We start from the raw sequence: 13,395 nt of genomic DNA on the forward strand, positions 1-13,395 counted from the left end.
ATTCTCCAATTAATATATTTCCTCTTCTATATCCAAAGTGCCCTCAGGATATACTTCATCACTCTCAACCACACTGTTTGAGAAAAAATCTTCTCTCTTCTTTAGGACTTTTCTTGGTTTGCTTCCTTCGGGAGCGGATACTATACCTTTTTGTTCAAGTTCGTCTACTATCCTTCCCGCTCTTGCATATCCTATCCTAAGCCTTCTTTGAAGCATTGATGTAGATATTTCTCCCAGCTCGAAAGCTATGTTAAGAGCATCGTTAAACTTATCATCTATAAAGTCTTCTCTGTTTACATCTTTTTCGCTTCCCGGCATATTTTCTTCCACCGCTACGGTATCTATACCTTTTATAGCATCTTCATCATAATTAGGAACTTGAGTTTTCTTGATAAACTTAACAACTTCCTCTACTTCTTCATCGCTTATATAAGCACACTGCGCCCTCATTGGAGCATTACTTCCGACTGGAGCATATAACATATCCCCTCTGCCAAGGAGCTTTTCAGCTCCCGCCATATCAAGTATAGTTCTTGAATCTATCTGAGATGATACCGCAAAAGATATACGAGAAGGTATGTTAGCCTTTATCAAACCCGTGATTACATCAACACTCGGTCTTTGAGTCGCAAGTACCAAATGTATACCCGCCGCTCTGGCAAGCTGAGCCAATCTGCAAATCGCAGACTCTACCTGTGATGCACATGTCATCATCAAATCCGCCAACTCGTCGATTATAATGACCCACTGGGCCATTTTTTCACCGTTGGTCTCATCCATTTTTTTGTTATAACCTTTTATATCTCTTACTCTGTTTTGAGCAAATAAATCATACCTTATCTTCATTTGTTTCTCTGCCCATTTAAGCGCACCCGCAGCATGATTTGGATCAGTTTCAACGGGAACCAATAAATGAGGGATTCCTTCATACACATTAAGCTCTACCATTTTAGGGTCAATCAATATTAGTCTAACCTCTTCGGGGCTTGCATGATATAAAATAGAATTTATTATCGCATTGATACAAACACTTTTTCCCGAACCGGTAGCACCCGCAATAAGCAAATGAGGAAGTTTGGCTATATCCATTACTACCATATCACCGGTTACATTTTTCCCGAGGGCTATGGAAAGTTTTGATTTACTATCCTTGAATTTTTTATCTTCCACTATCTCTCTGAAACCGACAACTGAGACTTCTTTATTTGGGACTTCTATACCTATGGCACTCTTACCCGGAATAGGAGCTTCCATCCTTATCCCGTTTGCCGCAAGTGCCATTGCAAGATTATCCTGAAGTCCTACGACTCTGCTGACTTTTATACCCGGTTCAAGCTCAAGTTCATACCTGGTAACTGTCGGTCCGATACTTACTTCTGTAACTCTTGCACCTATCTTAAAGTTAGCAAGAGTTTCTTCCAACACCTTTGTATTTTCAAGGACTCTGTCTCTTTCGCCCTTATTATTTCGTCTGTCTGCTCTTTTCAATAAGCTTGCTTTTGGAAACACATAAGGCACTTTCTCTTTCCCCTCTACAAGAGAAGTATTTAAATTGTTACTCTTACCTTCCATCGCGGCTTTTATATTATTTAATTGCTCCGCCTGCTCTTTATTGGCTCTGTCAATGTCGCTTAAATCTATTTTTTCAACATGTTCGATAGGCTCATTATCCATAAAGCCCTCATCATTTATATTTTTGGGACTTATGAAGTTTTTCGTTCTCTCTATTTCTCTATTTGTCTTATCCTGACTCTCTTCTGTTTCCTTTATGATATCATCAAGTCCCTGTTCTTTTCTAACTCTGTTTTTTATTTCTTCTTTATTAGGCTTTTCTTCCGTAACGATATTCTCTTTCTTACCGGTCTTCTTTTCTTCTTCTTCAAAATCTATAAAGCTTCCCTGATCACCTCTGTAATAAGTCTTTATTATAGGTTCTTCTCTTTTTTCTGCTTTCTTTTTAAACGGATTTTTGCTTTCTTTATATTCTTTTTCCCACTTATCCAAAACTTCTTCTTTATCTTTATCGGTAGTTATAGATTTTGCATCATACGGATTTTTGGGAAGTTTACTTCTAAAAGCAGGGAAAAATCCGGGTTTACTTTTACCCTCCAAAGCCTGTTTTCTGATTTCTTCTTCTCTTTTTATAAGCTTTTCATTCAGCCTTTCTTCCCTTAATTCCATTTTGACTTCTTTTTCTTTAAGCCTAAGTGCTTTTCTGTCTTCTTTGTACAGTGCAATATTATCTTTGAATATCAGTATCAAACATACGATTATAGAAGTAGCTATGAATATATATCCTCCTATTTCAGAAAGAAGAGTAGTATATATACCCCCAAGCCAAATACCGATTATCCCGCCTTTGGTAACTACATTTAATACAGATACAAACAATTGATTGCTGAAGGCTCCATACTTCAAAAGTTCTCCTCCGATATTGAACGCCGCCATTATATTAAAAATAATAACGGTCACGCAAATCAAAGTAATGAGTTCCTTAAAAGGTTTTAGTCTTGATATAACATAAAAACCCAGTATCAAGAAAGCCGCACCTATAAGAGCGGTTCCTACGTTACCAAATAAAAACATCGATATATTATGTAAATTATTTCCGAACACTCCGCTGTCCTTTGATAAAAGAGAATAGAGCATAAAGATACCAAAAAATAAAATGACCACTCCGATCACTTCATTTTGAACGATCTTCTTTTTATACAATTCCTGTTCCATCTGTTTTTTGCTTGTTCGTGTTGTCTTAGTGCTTCTGCTATTTTTCTTTCTTGCAGTAGTCTTTTTATTTGCCAAAATGACACCTCATTATATATTTAAGTTATTATTTTTTAACTATAAAAGTCGTATATTATATTCTATCATATTTTTATTTTTTTTCATAGATATTATATCTGCTAAAATATAACACATTATTCATTCTTGATTTAAAATATAATACATCATCCAAAGTAATTTAACAATGAATAAAAGCCAAATTCATGAATATACATTACTATAAAATATTTTTTTGGAGGAGAGAATGGCATATTCGGAAAGAGAATTATTGGCAAGACTGATTGAATGTGAAGCCGGCGGTGAAGGTGATGTCGGTATGGCGGCAGTAGCGAGTGTAGTAATGAACAGGGTTCACACACCTTACGGAGAATATGCAAGGGTTTCAAACGGAGGAAGCATAAGAAACATCATTATGCAGCCCAGACAGTTTACTTGTGCAATGGAAACGGTAAACGGGAAATACAATCCTCAAAATATCTATAATATGAATCCTACAAATATTCATTATGCTATTGCGGACTGGGCAATGGGAGGAGGCAGATTATATAACCTTGGTTATGCTCTCTGGTTTTATAATCCCTTTTCAAACGCTTGCAGACAGAATTTTCCCAGTAGCGTAGGAAGCCTCATAACAAAAATAGGCGGTCACTGCTTTTATAATCCGACAGAAAAATATTTAGATACATAAAGAAAAGGGGTCGAGAATGGAAAGAGAAGATAATCTAAATAATATTTTAAATGGACAAATGTCATCCAGCTCCGGTTTGGATGGTAAAATGAATAGCACCAATACAAATCAAACCACAATAATGGAAGGTGACGGTTCTAATATCCCTCCGGAATTTACAGCCGGTACAGCACCTTCTATACTAAATACAATAAAAGGTGAATTTTGCATATGCGAATTCTTGATAGGAAGTGATACACTGGTATCCAAACAAGGAATAATGTACAGTGTAGGTTTGAGTTATTTCACATTATATAACGTAGAAAATAATGAATATATAATATGCGATATTTATTCGGTTAAGTTCATAACTCTTCCAAGAGGTAATATGAGAGATTATATGCCTTCATCACCAAATAACAACAATTCAAGAAGAAACAGAAGATAAAACACCCTTTAGGGTGTTTTATCCTTAAAAAAGAAAAAATAATTATTACATAATCAAATAAAATATGTTATAATATATTTATGTAACGTGCAGTTTATTTTGTGACATAAAATCAGTTACAAAAAACTGCTCTTTTTATTTAAAACAAAATAGCTTTAGTATACATAAACCAATTAAGAAAGAAGGGTTAATAAATGTATAAAGTAGATGAAATAATTCTATACGACACCGAGGGAGTATGCAGAATATCCGAAATAACAGAAAAGACATTCGGAGGAAAAAAACAAAAATATTATATCTTAAATACGGTAAGTAAAAACTCAATGACTATTTATGTTCCTGTTGATAATGAGAAACAAACGAGTAAAATGCGTAAAATATTATCATCGGATGAAATTTATAAATTGATAAGAAATATGCCCAATGAAGATTTGATATGGATTGAGAATGACGGGGAAAGAAAAGAAACGTACAAACAAATCATTCAGTCCGGAGACAGAAGAGGTTTGATAAAGATTATCAGAACTCTCCATTTTCAAAAGGAACAGCTTACAAAACAAGGTAAAAAATTGCACATGAGTGACGAACAGTTTATGAAGAGTGCTCAAAAAATACTTCATGAGGAATTTTCTCATGTTTTAAAAATTGAACCAAATCAAGTAATCCCATTTATTGTAAATGAATTAAAAATTGAACATGCAAATTAAAGAGAATATAGGTATATTCTCTTTTTTGTATATATTTTATTATTTAAATTTTAAATATACATTAATTATATATAATCCAAAGGATAGCATTTTTACGGCATTGCAACCGCGGGTTTACAAAATTCAAGCCGGAGTTGGTAGAAACACATAAAAAATATTGGTAGTATAACCTTAAAGAAAGGAGAATGTTCAAATGACAATAGGAAATAAAATAATGACACTTAGAAGAGAAAATAACTTTTCGCAGGAAATATTAGCAGAAAAGCTCGGAGTATCAAGGCAAGCCGTATCAAAATGGGAAGCAGAACAATGCCTTCCGGATATAGATAAGATCGTTAAATTAAGCGAACTTTTCAGTGTCCCCACCGACTATATTTTAAAAGAAGACTATGAATTAAAAATAAGCAGTCAAAGTAATAATGTTAATAATAATCAAAGTGTGGACGAAGCTTTATCATCACAAATCGAAAGAGAAATAACAGAATCAATAAAAGGGACAAATTCCAAGATAATAAACGATCCTATCATTATTAGTACGATTTTAGTTATAGCAGGACTTTTATTATATGTAAGCTTTTACTTTTCGTTTAAGATGATCGTTCCTTGTGCGATTGCACTGCTCATCCAAGTAATAGGAATAGGTCTATTTTATAATTATCAAAACACAGTAAAAAACGAAAAACAAAAAGAAAAAAACAAGAAAAAGTTTTATAAAATCAATGTTTGGTTTTTCACACCAAGCATATTATCCTTACTATATATTTCCGTAACATATATCATTCCAAGACCTGTAAGTTCAGGAAAATCTATGATTTTAATTACAATATTATACTTAGCAGTATCAATCATAACTACAATACATTTTAGAGATGATAATAGATAACAAAAAAACAGCCCAATTAATGGGCTGTTTTTTTGTTGGACAATATTAAATATAATAAATTTTAATAAAATTAACTGAATTAATGATAAATATATTAAAATATGGTAAAAATGTATAATAAATACACAAATATATCAGTGAAAAAATATTGCTTAAAAAAAGTAAAAAAAATGTAAGAAAAGCCTTGCATTATAGGCTTTTATAGTGTATTATTAGTGAGCTATGACAAAAAGGAATGCGTTGAAGCGGGAGGTTGCCGTGAGAACGGGTTTTTCCGTGGAGTATGTCACCATCTAGAATGGGGCGGCATGCTTGATGTTTTTGTGTGACTTTTCTACATGTGAAACACACGGAACAGTGTATCAAGTATGGTCGTACTGGCGAATCAAGATTTCAGGAGGAAGAAAGTATGGCAAATCAAAAAATCAGAATTAAGTTAAAGGCTTATGATCACGCAGTAATCGATAAATCAGCAACTAAGATCGTTGATACTGCAAAGAGAACAGGAGCGGAAGTTTCCGGACCTATTCCACTTCCTACACAAAAGGAAGTTGTTACAATTATCAGAGCGGTTCATAAGTACAAGGATTCTAGAGAACAATTCGAAATGAGAACTCATAAGAGAATGATAGATATCCTTAACCCAACGCCAAAAACAGTTGAAGCTCTAATGAAATTAGACTTACCAGCTGGTGTTGATATTGAAATCAAATTATAAAATTATGACTACTAAGTAGTCCGCTAATGGAGGTAGAAAGAATGAAGAAAGCTATTATGGCTAAAAAAGTGGGTATGACTCAGGTTTTTAGTGAAACTGGCGAAGTTATCCCAGTAACTGTATTACAAGCAGGTCCTTGCTATGTATTACAAGTTAAGACAGTTGAAAAAGACGGTTATGAAGCTGTTCAGCTTGGTTATGGCGAAATTAACGAAAAGAATGTTAACAAGCCATTAAAAGGACATTTTGAAAAAGCAGGCGTAAAACCTGTAAGAAAAATCAAAGAATTCAGATTCGATGACTGTTCCGGTTATGAAACAGGAAATGAAATCAAAGCTGATGTATTTGAAGCCGGAGATAAGATTGATATTACCGGAGTGAGCAAAGGTAAAGGATTTCAAGGTGCTATTAAGAGACATGGTCAATCAAGAGGACCTATGGGACACGGTAGTAAATCTCACAGAGTAGTAGGTGCTATGAGCGGTGCTTCTTATCCGGGAAGAGTAATGAAAGGTAAAAACATGCCAGGACACATGGGCAGTGAAAAAGTTACAGTTCAAAACTTAACGGTTGTTAAAGCTGATAATGAAAATAACATGCTCCTTGTTAAAGGTGCTGTTCCGGGGTCTAATGGTTCTATCGTAACAATTACTGATAGTATCAAGGCTTCTAAATAAAGTATTAGGTAAGGAGGATAGATATGAAAGCAGATGTATTAAACGTAAAAGGCGAAGTTGTTGAAAGTGTAAGCTTAAACAATGATATTTTCAAAATCGAACCTAATATGCCGGTTGTTCATCAATATGTTAAGGCATACCTTGCTAATCAAAGACAAGGAACTCAAAGTGCTAAAACAAGAGCAGAAGTGCGTGGGGGCGGTAAAAAGCCATGGAGACAAAAAGGTACAGGTAGAGCAAGAGTTGGTTCATCAAGAAATCCGGTTTGGACCGGCGGTGGTGTAGCGTTTGCTCCGAAACCAAGAGATTATTCTCAAAGCATCAATAAGAAAATGAAAAGACTTGCTATGAAGTCAGTGTTCTCTGCTAAAGTAAATGATAAAGAATTGTTTATCTTGGACGAACTTAAATTTGATGCTCCGAAGACTAAAGCTATGGTTGAAGTATTTGATAACTTAAAAATAAATAAAACTTTAGTTGTTATTGCGGAAAACGACAAAAATGTTGTTAACTCTGTAAGAAACATTAAAGATGCTAAGTGTGCTACAGTAGGAACACTTAACGTATATGAAATGTTAAAATACAACAATTTGATTTTAACTAAAGATGCATTAACAAAAATAGAGGAGGTATATAAATAATGAATCCTCATGATATTATTATTAAACCAATCGTAACAGAACAAAGTATGTTCGATGCAGAAAATAAAAAATACACATTCAAAGTTATGAAAAATGCAAACAAGTATCAAATCAAAGATGCTGTTGAAGAAATTTTCGATGTAACTGTAAAACAAGTTAACGTTATGAACATGAACGGAAAACTTAAAAGAATGGGTAGAACACAAGGTAGAAGAGCTAACTGGAAAAAGGCTATTGTTACATTAACAGAAGCTAGTAAAGAAATTAAGTTCTTTGAAAATATCTAAGGAGGCGATTACTGATGGGTATTAAAAAATATAAACCAACCTCACCAGGTCTTAGAGGTATGACAGTTTCTACTTTTGAAGAAGTTACAAAAACATCTCCTGAAAAGAGACTTACTTCTAAAAAGACTAAGACTGCCGGAAGAAACAATAACGGTAGAATCACTGTAAGACATCATGGTGGCGGTGCTAAACAAAAATACAGAATCATTGATTTTAAAAGAAATAAAGACGGTATTCCTGCAAAAGTAAATGCTATCGAATACGATCCAAACAGAAGTGCAAACATTGCATTATTATTCTATGCTGACGGTGAAAAGAGATATATCATCGCACCTAACAACTTAAAAGTTGGTGATACGGTTATGTCGGGTAAAGACTCCGATATCAAAGTAGGTAATGCATTGAATCTTGAAGATATTCCTGTAGGTACAATTATCCATAATATTGAACTTAAAGCAGGTAAAGGTGCTCAAATGGCAAGAAGTGCCGGAACTTACGTTCAATTAATGGCTAAAGAAGGTAACTATGTAACTCTAAGACTTCCTTCAGGCGAAATGAGACTTGTAAGAAAAGAGTGCAGAGCTACAATCGGTCAAGTAGGAAATCTTGAACATGAAATAATCACTATCGGTAAAGCCGGTAGAAAGAGACATATGGGTATTAGGCCAACAGTCAGAGGTTCTGTTATGAACCCTAACGACCATCCACACGGTGGTGGTGAAGGTAAGGCACCAATCGGTAGAAGCGGTCCTGTTACTCCTTGGGGTAAACCAACGCTTGGTTATAAGACTCGTAAGAAAAATAAACATTCTGACAAATACATTGTAAGAAGAAGAAGCGGTAAATAGGAGGTAGAGGATGAGTAGATCAACTAAAAAAGGCCCTTACGTGGATGAGAGACTTCTTAAAAAAATAGAAGCAATGAATGAAAGCGGCGAAAAACAAGTAGTTAAAACTTGGTCAAGAGACTGCACAATCTTCCCTCAAATGGTAGGACACACTGTTGCAGTTCATGACGGTAGAAAACATGTTCCGATCTTTGTTGTTGAAGATATGGTTGGACATAAATTTGGTGAATTTGCACCAACAAGAACATTTAGAGGCCACGCAGGCGAAAAGAAGACTGGCGTTAAATAGGCTTAATAGGAGGAAAATAAATGGAAGCAAAAGCAACTGCAAAATATTTAAGAGTTTCACCTATTAAGGTAAAAAGAGTTGCTTCTTTAGTAAGAGGTAAAAACCTAGGCGAAGCTATTAATATTTTAAAACTTACAGGAAACAAACCTGCAAGAGAAATAGAAAAAGTAGTAAAATCAGCAGCAGCAAATGCTGAAAATAATCATGATATGGACGTTACAAAGCTATACATCTCTGAAATTAGTGCTAATCAAGGACCTACATTAAAAAGATTTAGAGCTGGTTCTCAAGGTAGAGCGTCTATGATATTAAAAAGAAGCTCACACATTAGTGTAGTTCTTAAAGAAAGAGCATAAGGAGGATGAATATCTAAATGGGTCAAAAAGTAAATCCACATGGTTTGAGAGTTGGCGTAATCAAAGATTGGTCTTCAAGATGGTATGCAAAAGATAAAGACTTCGGAGACACTTTAGTAGAAGATTACAACATCAGGAAATATATTAAAACAACACAATATAATACCGGAATTTCTAGAATTGAAATTGAAAGATTCGGCGAAAAGATCAAAATCTTTATTTACACAGGAAAGCCTGGAAAGATTATCGGTAAAGCTGGTTCTGGTATTGAAGCAGTAAGAAAACAACTTCAAAAGATGACTGGTAAAAATGTTTATATCAACATTATTGAAGTAAAAAATGTTGACTGTGACGCACAATTAGTAGCAGAAAACATCGCTCAGCAGCTTGAAAGAAGAATTTCTTTCAGAAGAGCAATGAAACAAGCTATCGGCAGAGCCTTAAGAGGTGGTGCTGAAGGTATCAAAACAAGCGTTTCAGGAAGAGTAAACGGAGCTGAAATGGCTAGAACAGAACAATATAGTGATGGAAACGTGCCACTTCAAACATTAAGAGCTGATATTGATTATGGTTTTGCGGAAGCAGATACAACATATGGAAAAATCGGTGTAAAAGTTTGGATAAATAAAGGCGAAGTTCTTCCAACTAAAGGTGAATAATTAGTATTTCAATAAGGAGGATAAATAACAGTTATGTTAATGCCTAAAAGAGTAAAACACAGAAAAGTACATCGTGGCAGAATGACAGGAAAAGCTACGAGAGGAAATAAAGTAACTTACGGCGATTACGGTATTCAAGCACTTGAACCTGCTTGGATCACTTCTAATCAAATAGAAGCAGCCCGTATCGCTATGACAAGATATATTAAAAGAGGCGGACAAGTTTGGATTAAAATTTTCCCGGATAAGTCTGTAACAAAAAAACCTGCCGAAACTCGTATGGGTAAAGGTAAAGGTGCTCCAGAATACTGGGTAGCGGTTGTAAAACCGGGTAGAGTTATGTTTGAACTTGCGGGAGTAGATGAAGAAACTGCGAGAGAAGCTATGAGACTTGCTCAACATAAACTACCGATCAAGACAAAATTTATCACTAAAGCAGAACAAGAAAATTTAGTAGGTGGTGAAGCATAATGAAAGCGCAAGATATTAGAAATATGAGTGAACAAGAATTAAATAACCAACTTTCATCTTTAAAAGAAGAATTATTCAATCTACGTTTTCAACATGCAACAGGACAACTTGATAATCCTTTAAAGATAAGGGAAGTTAAGAGAGACTATGCTAGAGTGAAAACTGTACTTCGAGAAAGGGAATTACAAGCTAACGCTTAGTAATTTTAGGTAGGATAAATGGAAAGAGGAAACAGAAAAGTAAGAATTGGTAAAGTTGTTTCAAATAAAGGTGACAAGAGTATCGTTGTTGCTATCGAAACAATGGTAAACCATCCATTATATAAAAAGCGTGTAAAGAAAACAACTAAGTTCATGGCTCATGATGAACAAAACATGTGTGATGTTGGTGATATTGTTAAAATCATGGAAACAAGACCACTTAGCAAATCTAAACGTCATAGATTAGTTGAAATCGTAGAAAAGGTTAAATAGCCTTTTGGCGTTTTAAGGAGGTTTAGAAGAATGATACAACAAGAAAGTAGACTAAAAGTAGCTGATAACAGCGGTGCAAAAGAACTATTATGTATCAGAGTACTTGGAGGAAGCAAAAAGAAGACTGCTAATATCGGAGACGTTATCGTAGCAAGTGTTAAAAGTGCTGCTCCGGGCGGAATGGTAAAAAAAGGTGATGTTGTAAAAGCTGTTGTTGTTAGAACTGTAAGCGGTGTTAGAAGAGCGGATGGAACTTATATAAAATTCGATCAAAACGCTGCTGTTATATTAAAAGAAGATAACCAACCAAGAGGAACTCGTATCTTCGGTCCGGTTGCTAGAGAACTTAGAGAAAAGAAGTTCATGAAAATCGTTTCACTAGCTCCGGAAGTGTTATAAGGAGGCTTTTATAATGCATGTAAAGAAAGATGATAAAGTAATTGTTATTTCTGGTAAAGATAAAGGAAGTATTGGCAAAGTTATAAAAGGCTTTCCAAAAGAAAACAGAGTAATTGTTGAAAATGTTAACGTTAGAAAAAAACATTTAAAAGCAACAAATCAAATGCAACAAGCAGGTATTGTCGAAGAAGCATGTCCGATCGATGCTTCAAACGTTTTATTATACTGTGACACATGTAAAAAAGGTGTTAGAGCTGGCGTAAAAGTTAATGACGGCAAAAAAGAAAGATACTGCAAAAAATGTAATGCAACTTTTAAATAGTAGGGGGCAGTAATTAATGAGTAGATTAAAAGAAAAATACAAAGCTGAAGTTATAAATGCACTTACTGAAAAGTTCGGATATAAGAATGTAATGCAAGTACCAAAACTTGATAAAATAGTTGTTAACATGAGATTTGGGGATTGTAAAGATAACTCAAAACAAATGGAAGCAGCAGCAAACGAACTTGCTTTGATAACAGGTCAAAGACCAATTATGGTAAAAGCTAAGAAATCAGTTTCTAACTTCAAATTAAGAGAAGGTATGACGATTGGTGCTAAAGTAACACTTAGAGGTGAAAGAATGTATGAATTTGCTGACAGACTTCTAAATGTTGCAATCCCAAGAATCAGAGACTTCAGAGGAGTTAATCCTAAGAGTTTCGACGGAAGAGGCAACTATTCTTTAGGTCTTAAAGAACAACTTATCTTCCCTGAAATTGATTATGATAAGATTGAAAAATTAAGAGGAATGGATATCGCATTCGTTTCTTCAGCAAATACAGATGAAGAAGGCTATGAATTACTTAAATTAATGGGTATGCCTTTCAAAGAAGCATAGGAGGATAAGTTTTATGGCTAAAAAAGCAATGGTAGAAAAGCAAAAAAGAACACCAAAGTATTCAACAAGAGCATATACAAGATGTAAAATATGCGGAAGACCTCATGCTTACCTAAGAAAATATGGTATTTGTAGAATATGTTTTAGAGAACTTGCTTACAAAGGTGAAATCCCTGGCGTAAAGAAAGCAAGTTGGTAGAAATAATATAAGAAAAGTAATTAAGGAGGTTTTCTAATATGTCTATGACAGATCCAATTGCGGATATGCTAACTAGAGTTAGAAATGCAAATAACGCAGGACACAAAGATGTGATGATCCCTGCTTCTAATATTAAAAAAGCTATCGCTAACATTTTATTAGAAGAAGGTTATATAAAGAAAGTAGATTTTATAGAAGATAATAAACAAGGCATGATTAAAGTTACTTTGAAATACGGCAAAGACGGTGAAAAAGTAATTGCAGGCCTTAAAAGAATTTCTAAACCGGGACTTAGAATTTATGCTTCAAACGAAGAATTGCCTAAAGTTTTAAATGGTTTGGGAGTAGCAATTATATCAACTTCAAAAGGCGTTATGACTGATAAAAAAGCCAGAAAAGATAACGTTGGCGGCGAAGTTTTATGCTACGTATGGTAATAGAAAATAGGAGGAAGAAATAGATTATGTCTAGAGTAGGAAACGCACCTGTTAATTTACCAGCTGGAGTTGATGTAAAAATTAACGATAACGTAGTTACAGTAAAAGGACCAAAAGGTGAATTAACACAAGAAATAGATAAAGATATTATCATTGAAATCAACGATAATGTTTTAGAAGTAAAAAGACCTAACGACGATAAAAAATATCGTTCACTTCATGGTTTATCAAGAGCTTTAATTCAAAATATGGTAACAGGTGTTACTGACGGTTTTGAAAAGAAACTTGAAATTGTAGGTGTTGGTTACAGAGCACAAAAACAAGGTAAAACTTTAGTACTTAGCCTTGGATATTCTCATCCTGTAGAAATGGAAGATCCTGAGGGTATCGAAACAGTTGTTGACGGTCAAACAACTGTTATAGTTAAAGGTATTGATAAACAAGTCGTTGGCGCTCACGCAGCTAACATCAGGGCTAAAAGAAGTCCTGAACCTTACAAAGGAAAGGGCGTAAGATACGCTGATGAATTTGTAAGAATTAAAGAAGGTAAATCAGGTAAATAGGAGGGGTG

22 protein-coding genes are annotated in these 13,395 nt (G+C 34.5%); 21 read left to right on the forward strand and 1 reads right to left on the reverse strand.

The genetic code is table 11. The features are described 5' to 3' along the window. Positions 1–9 precede the first annotated feature (9 nt). On the reverse strand, positions 10–2,802 hold the full coding sequence (locus ANASTE_RS11525) for an FtsK/SpoIIIE family DNA translocase (RefSeq protein ID WP_007050796.1): 2,793 nt from the start codon (positions 2,800–2,802) through the stop codon (positions 10–12). Between the two features lie 226 nt (positions 2,803–3,028). On the opposite strand from ANASTE_RS11525, the gene ANASTE_RS09485 reads away from it, so the two are divergent. The 21 genes from ANASTE_RS09485 to rplF all read left to right on the forward strand — a co-directional run bounded on the left by ANASTE_RS09485 (position 3,029) and on the right by rplF (position 13,387). After that, positions 3,029–3,472 carry a cell wall hydrolase gene (locus tag ANASTE_RS09485; protein WP_007050797.1) on the forward strand — a complete coding sequence of 148 codons (444 nt, stop codon included), beginning with the start codon at positions 3,029–3,031 and terminating at the stop codon, positions 3,470–3,472. A 16-nt stretch (positions 3,473–3,488) separates the two neighbouring features. Further along, entirely contained in the window at positions 3,489–3,899 is a 411-nt protein-coding gene (locus ANASTE_RS09490) for a hypothetical protein (RefSeq protein WP_007050798.1), read from the forward strand. 194 nt (positions 3,900–4,093) lie between these two features. Next, complete coding sequence (locus ANASTE_RS09495; protein WP_007050799.1) at positions 4,094–4,606, forward strand: CarD family transcriptional regulator; 513 nt, start codon at positions 4,094–4,096, stop codon at positions 4,604–4,606. A 193-nt stretch (positions 4,607–4,799) separates the two neighbouring features. Further along, the gene (locus ANASTE_RS11530; protein ID WP_007050801.1) at positions 4,800–5,489 is read left to right on the forward strand and encodes a helix-turn-helix domain-containing protein; all 690 of its coding nucleotides are present in this window, start codon (positions 4,800–4,802) and stop codon (positions 5,487–5,489) included. A 409-nt stretch (positions 5,490–5,898) separates the two neighbouring features. Further along, positions 5,899–6,207: a 30S ribosomal protein S10 gene (gene rpsJ, locus ANASTE_RS09505; RefSeq protein ID WP_039945534.1), complete on the forward strand. Its 309-nt coding sequence runs from the start codon at positions 5,899–5,901 to the stop codon at positions 6,205–6,207. A gap of 41 nt (positions 6,208–6,248) precedes the next feature. Beyond that, positions 6,249–6,884, forward strand: coding sequence for a 50S ribosomal protein L3 (rplC, locus tag ANASTE_RS09510; RefSeq protein WP_039945536.1), 636 nt, complete (start codon positions 6,249–6,251; stop codon positions 6,882–6,884). A 23-nt stretch (positions 6,885–6,907) separates the two neighbouring features. Then, positions 6,908–7,525, forward strand: coding sequence for a 50S ribosomal protein L4 (gene rplD, locus ANASTE_RS09515; RefSeq protein WP_007050804.1), 618 nt, complete (start codon positions 6,908–6,910; stop codon positions 7,523–7,525). Beyond that, on the forward strand, positions 7,525–7,812 hold the full coding sequence (gene rplW / locus ANASTE_RS09520; RefSeq protein ID WP_007050805.1) for a 50S ribosomal protein L23: 288 nt from the start codon (positions 7,525–7,527) through the stop codon (positions 7,810–7,812). The genes rplD and rplW overlap by 1 nt, the downstream gene beginning before the upstream one ends. 14 nt (positions 7,813–7,826) lie before the next feature. Then, positions 7,827–8,660 carry a 50S ribosomal protein L2 gene (rplB, locus tag ANASTE_RS09525; protein ID WP_007050806.1) on the forward strand — a complete coding sequence of 278 codons (834 nt, stop codon included), beginning with the start codon at positions 7,827–7,829 and terminating at the stop codon, positions 8,658–8,660. A gap of 10 nt (positions 8,661–8,670) precedes the next feature. After that, positions 8,671–8,949 carry a 30S ribosomal protein S19 gene (gene rpsS, locus ANASTE_RS09530; protein ID WP_007050807.1) on the forward strand — a complete coding sequence of 93 codons (279 nt, stop codon included), beginning with the start codon at positions 8,671–8,673 and terminating at the stop codon, positions 8,947–8,949. A 20-nt stretch (positions 8,950–8,969) separates the two neighbouring features. Next, complete coding sequence (gene rplV, locus ANASTE_RS09535; RefSeq protein WP_007050808.1) at positions 8,970–9,305, forward strand: 50S ribosomal protein L22; 336 nt, start codon at positions 8,970–8,972, stop codon at positions 9,303–9,305. 17 nt (positions 9,306–9,322) lie between these two features. Next, on the forward strand, positions 9,323–9,964 hold the full coding sequence (gene rpsC, locus ANASTE_RS09540; RefSeq protein WP_007050809.1) for a 30S ribosomal protein S3: 642 nt from the start codon (positions 9,323–9,325) through the stop codon (positions 9,962–9,964). Positions 9,965–9,997: 33 nt separating this feature from the next. Further along, positions 9,998–10,435 carry a 50S ribosomal protein L16 gene (gene rplP / locus ANASTE_RS09545; protein WP_039945541.1) on the forward strand — a complete coding sequence of 146 codons (438 nt, stop codon included), beginning with the start codon at positions 9,998–10,000 and terminating at the stop codon, positions 10,433–10,435. Next, positions 10,435–10,635: a 50S ribosomal protein L29 gene (gene rpmC, locus ANASTE_RS09550; protein ID WP_007050811.1), complete on the forward strand. Its 201-nt coding sequence runs from the start codon at positions 10,435–10,437 to the stop codon at positions 10,633–10,635. The genes rplP and rpmC overlap by 1 nt, the downstream gene beginning before the upstream one ends. 18 nt (positions 10,636–10,653) lie before the next feature. Beyond that, entirely contained in the window at positions 10,654–10,908 is a 255-nt protein-coding gene (gene rpsQ, locus ANASTE_RS09555) for a 30S ribosomal protein S17 (RefSeq protein ID WP_007050812.1), read from the forward strand. A gap of 30 nt (positions 10,909–10,938) precedes the next feature. Next, positions 10,939–11,307 carry a 50S ribosomal protein L14 gene (gene rplN, locus ANASTE_RS09560; RefSeq protein ID WP_007050813.1) on the forward strand — a complete coding sequence of 123 codons (369 nt, stop codon included), beginning with the start codon at positions 10,939–10,941 and terminating at the stop codon, positions 11,305–11,307. Between the two features lie 13 nt (positions 11,308–11,320). Next, on the forward strand, positions 11,321–11,629 hold the full coding sequence (rplX, locus tag ANASTE_RS09565; RefSeq protein ID WP_007050814.1) for a 50S ribosomal protein L24: 309 nt from the start codon (positions 11,321–11,323) through the stop codon (positions 11,627–11,629). 16 nt (positions 11,630–11,645) lie between these two features. Further along, positions 11,646–12,188 carry a 50S ribosomal protein L5 gene (gene rplE, locus ANASTE_RS09570; RefSeq protein ID WP_007050815.1) on the forward strand — a complete coding sequence of 181 codons (543 nt, stop codon included), beginning with the start codon at positions 11,646–11,648 and terminating at the stop codon, positions 12,186–12,188. Between the two features lie 13 nt (positions 12,189–12,201). Further along, on the forward strand, positions 12,202–12,387 hold the full coding sequence (locus ANASTE_RS09575; RefSeq protein WP_007050816.1) for a type Z 30S ribosomal protein S14: 186 nt from the start codon (positions 12,202–12,204) through the stop codon (positions 12,385–12,387). Positions 12,388–12,425: 38 nt separating this feature from the next. Beyond that, positions 12,426–12,824 (forward strand): 30S ribosomal protein S8, encoded by a 399-nt coding sequence (gene rpsH, locus ANASTE_RS09580; protein WP_007050817.1) that lies wholly within the window; start codon positions 12,426–12,428, stop codon positions 12,822–12,824. A 26-nt stretch (positions 12,825–12,850) separates the two neighbouring features. Next, complete coding sequence (gene rplF / locus ANASTE_RS09585) at positions 12,851–13,387, forward strand: 50S ribosomal protein L6 (protein ID WP_007050818.1); 537 nt, start codon at positions 12,851–12,853, stop codon at positions 13,385–13,387. Positions 13,388–13,395: the final 8 nt, after the last annotated feature.

The sequence above is a fragment of the Anaerofustis stercorihominis DSM 17244 genome (genome assembly GCF_000154825.1).
In the GTDB taxonomy this organism is placed as follows: Bacteria; Bacillota; Clostridia; order Eubacteriales; family Anaerofustaceae; genus Anaerofustis; species Anaerofustis stercorihominis.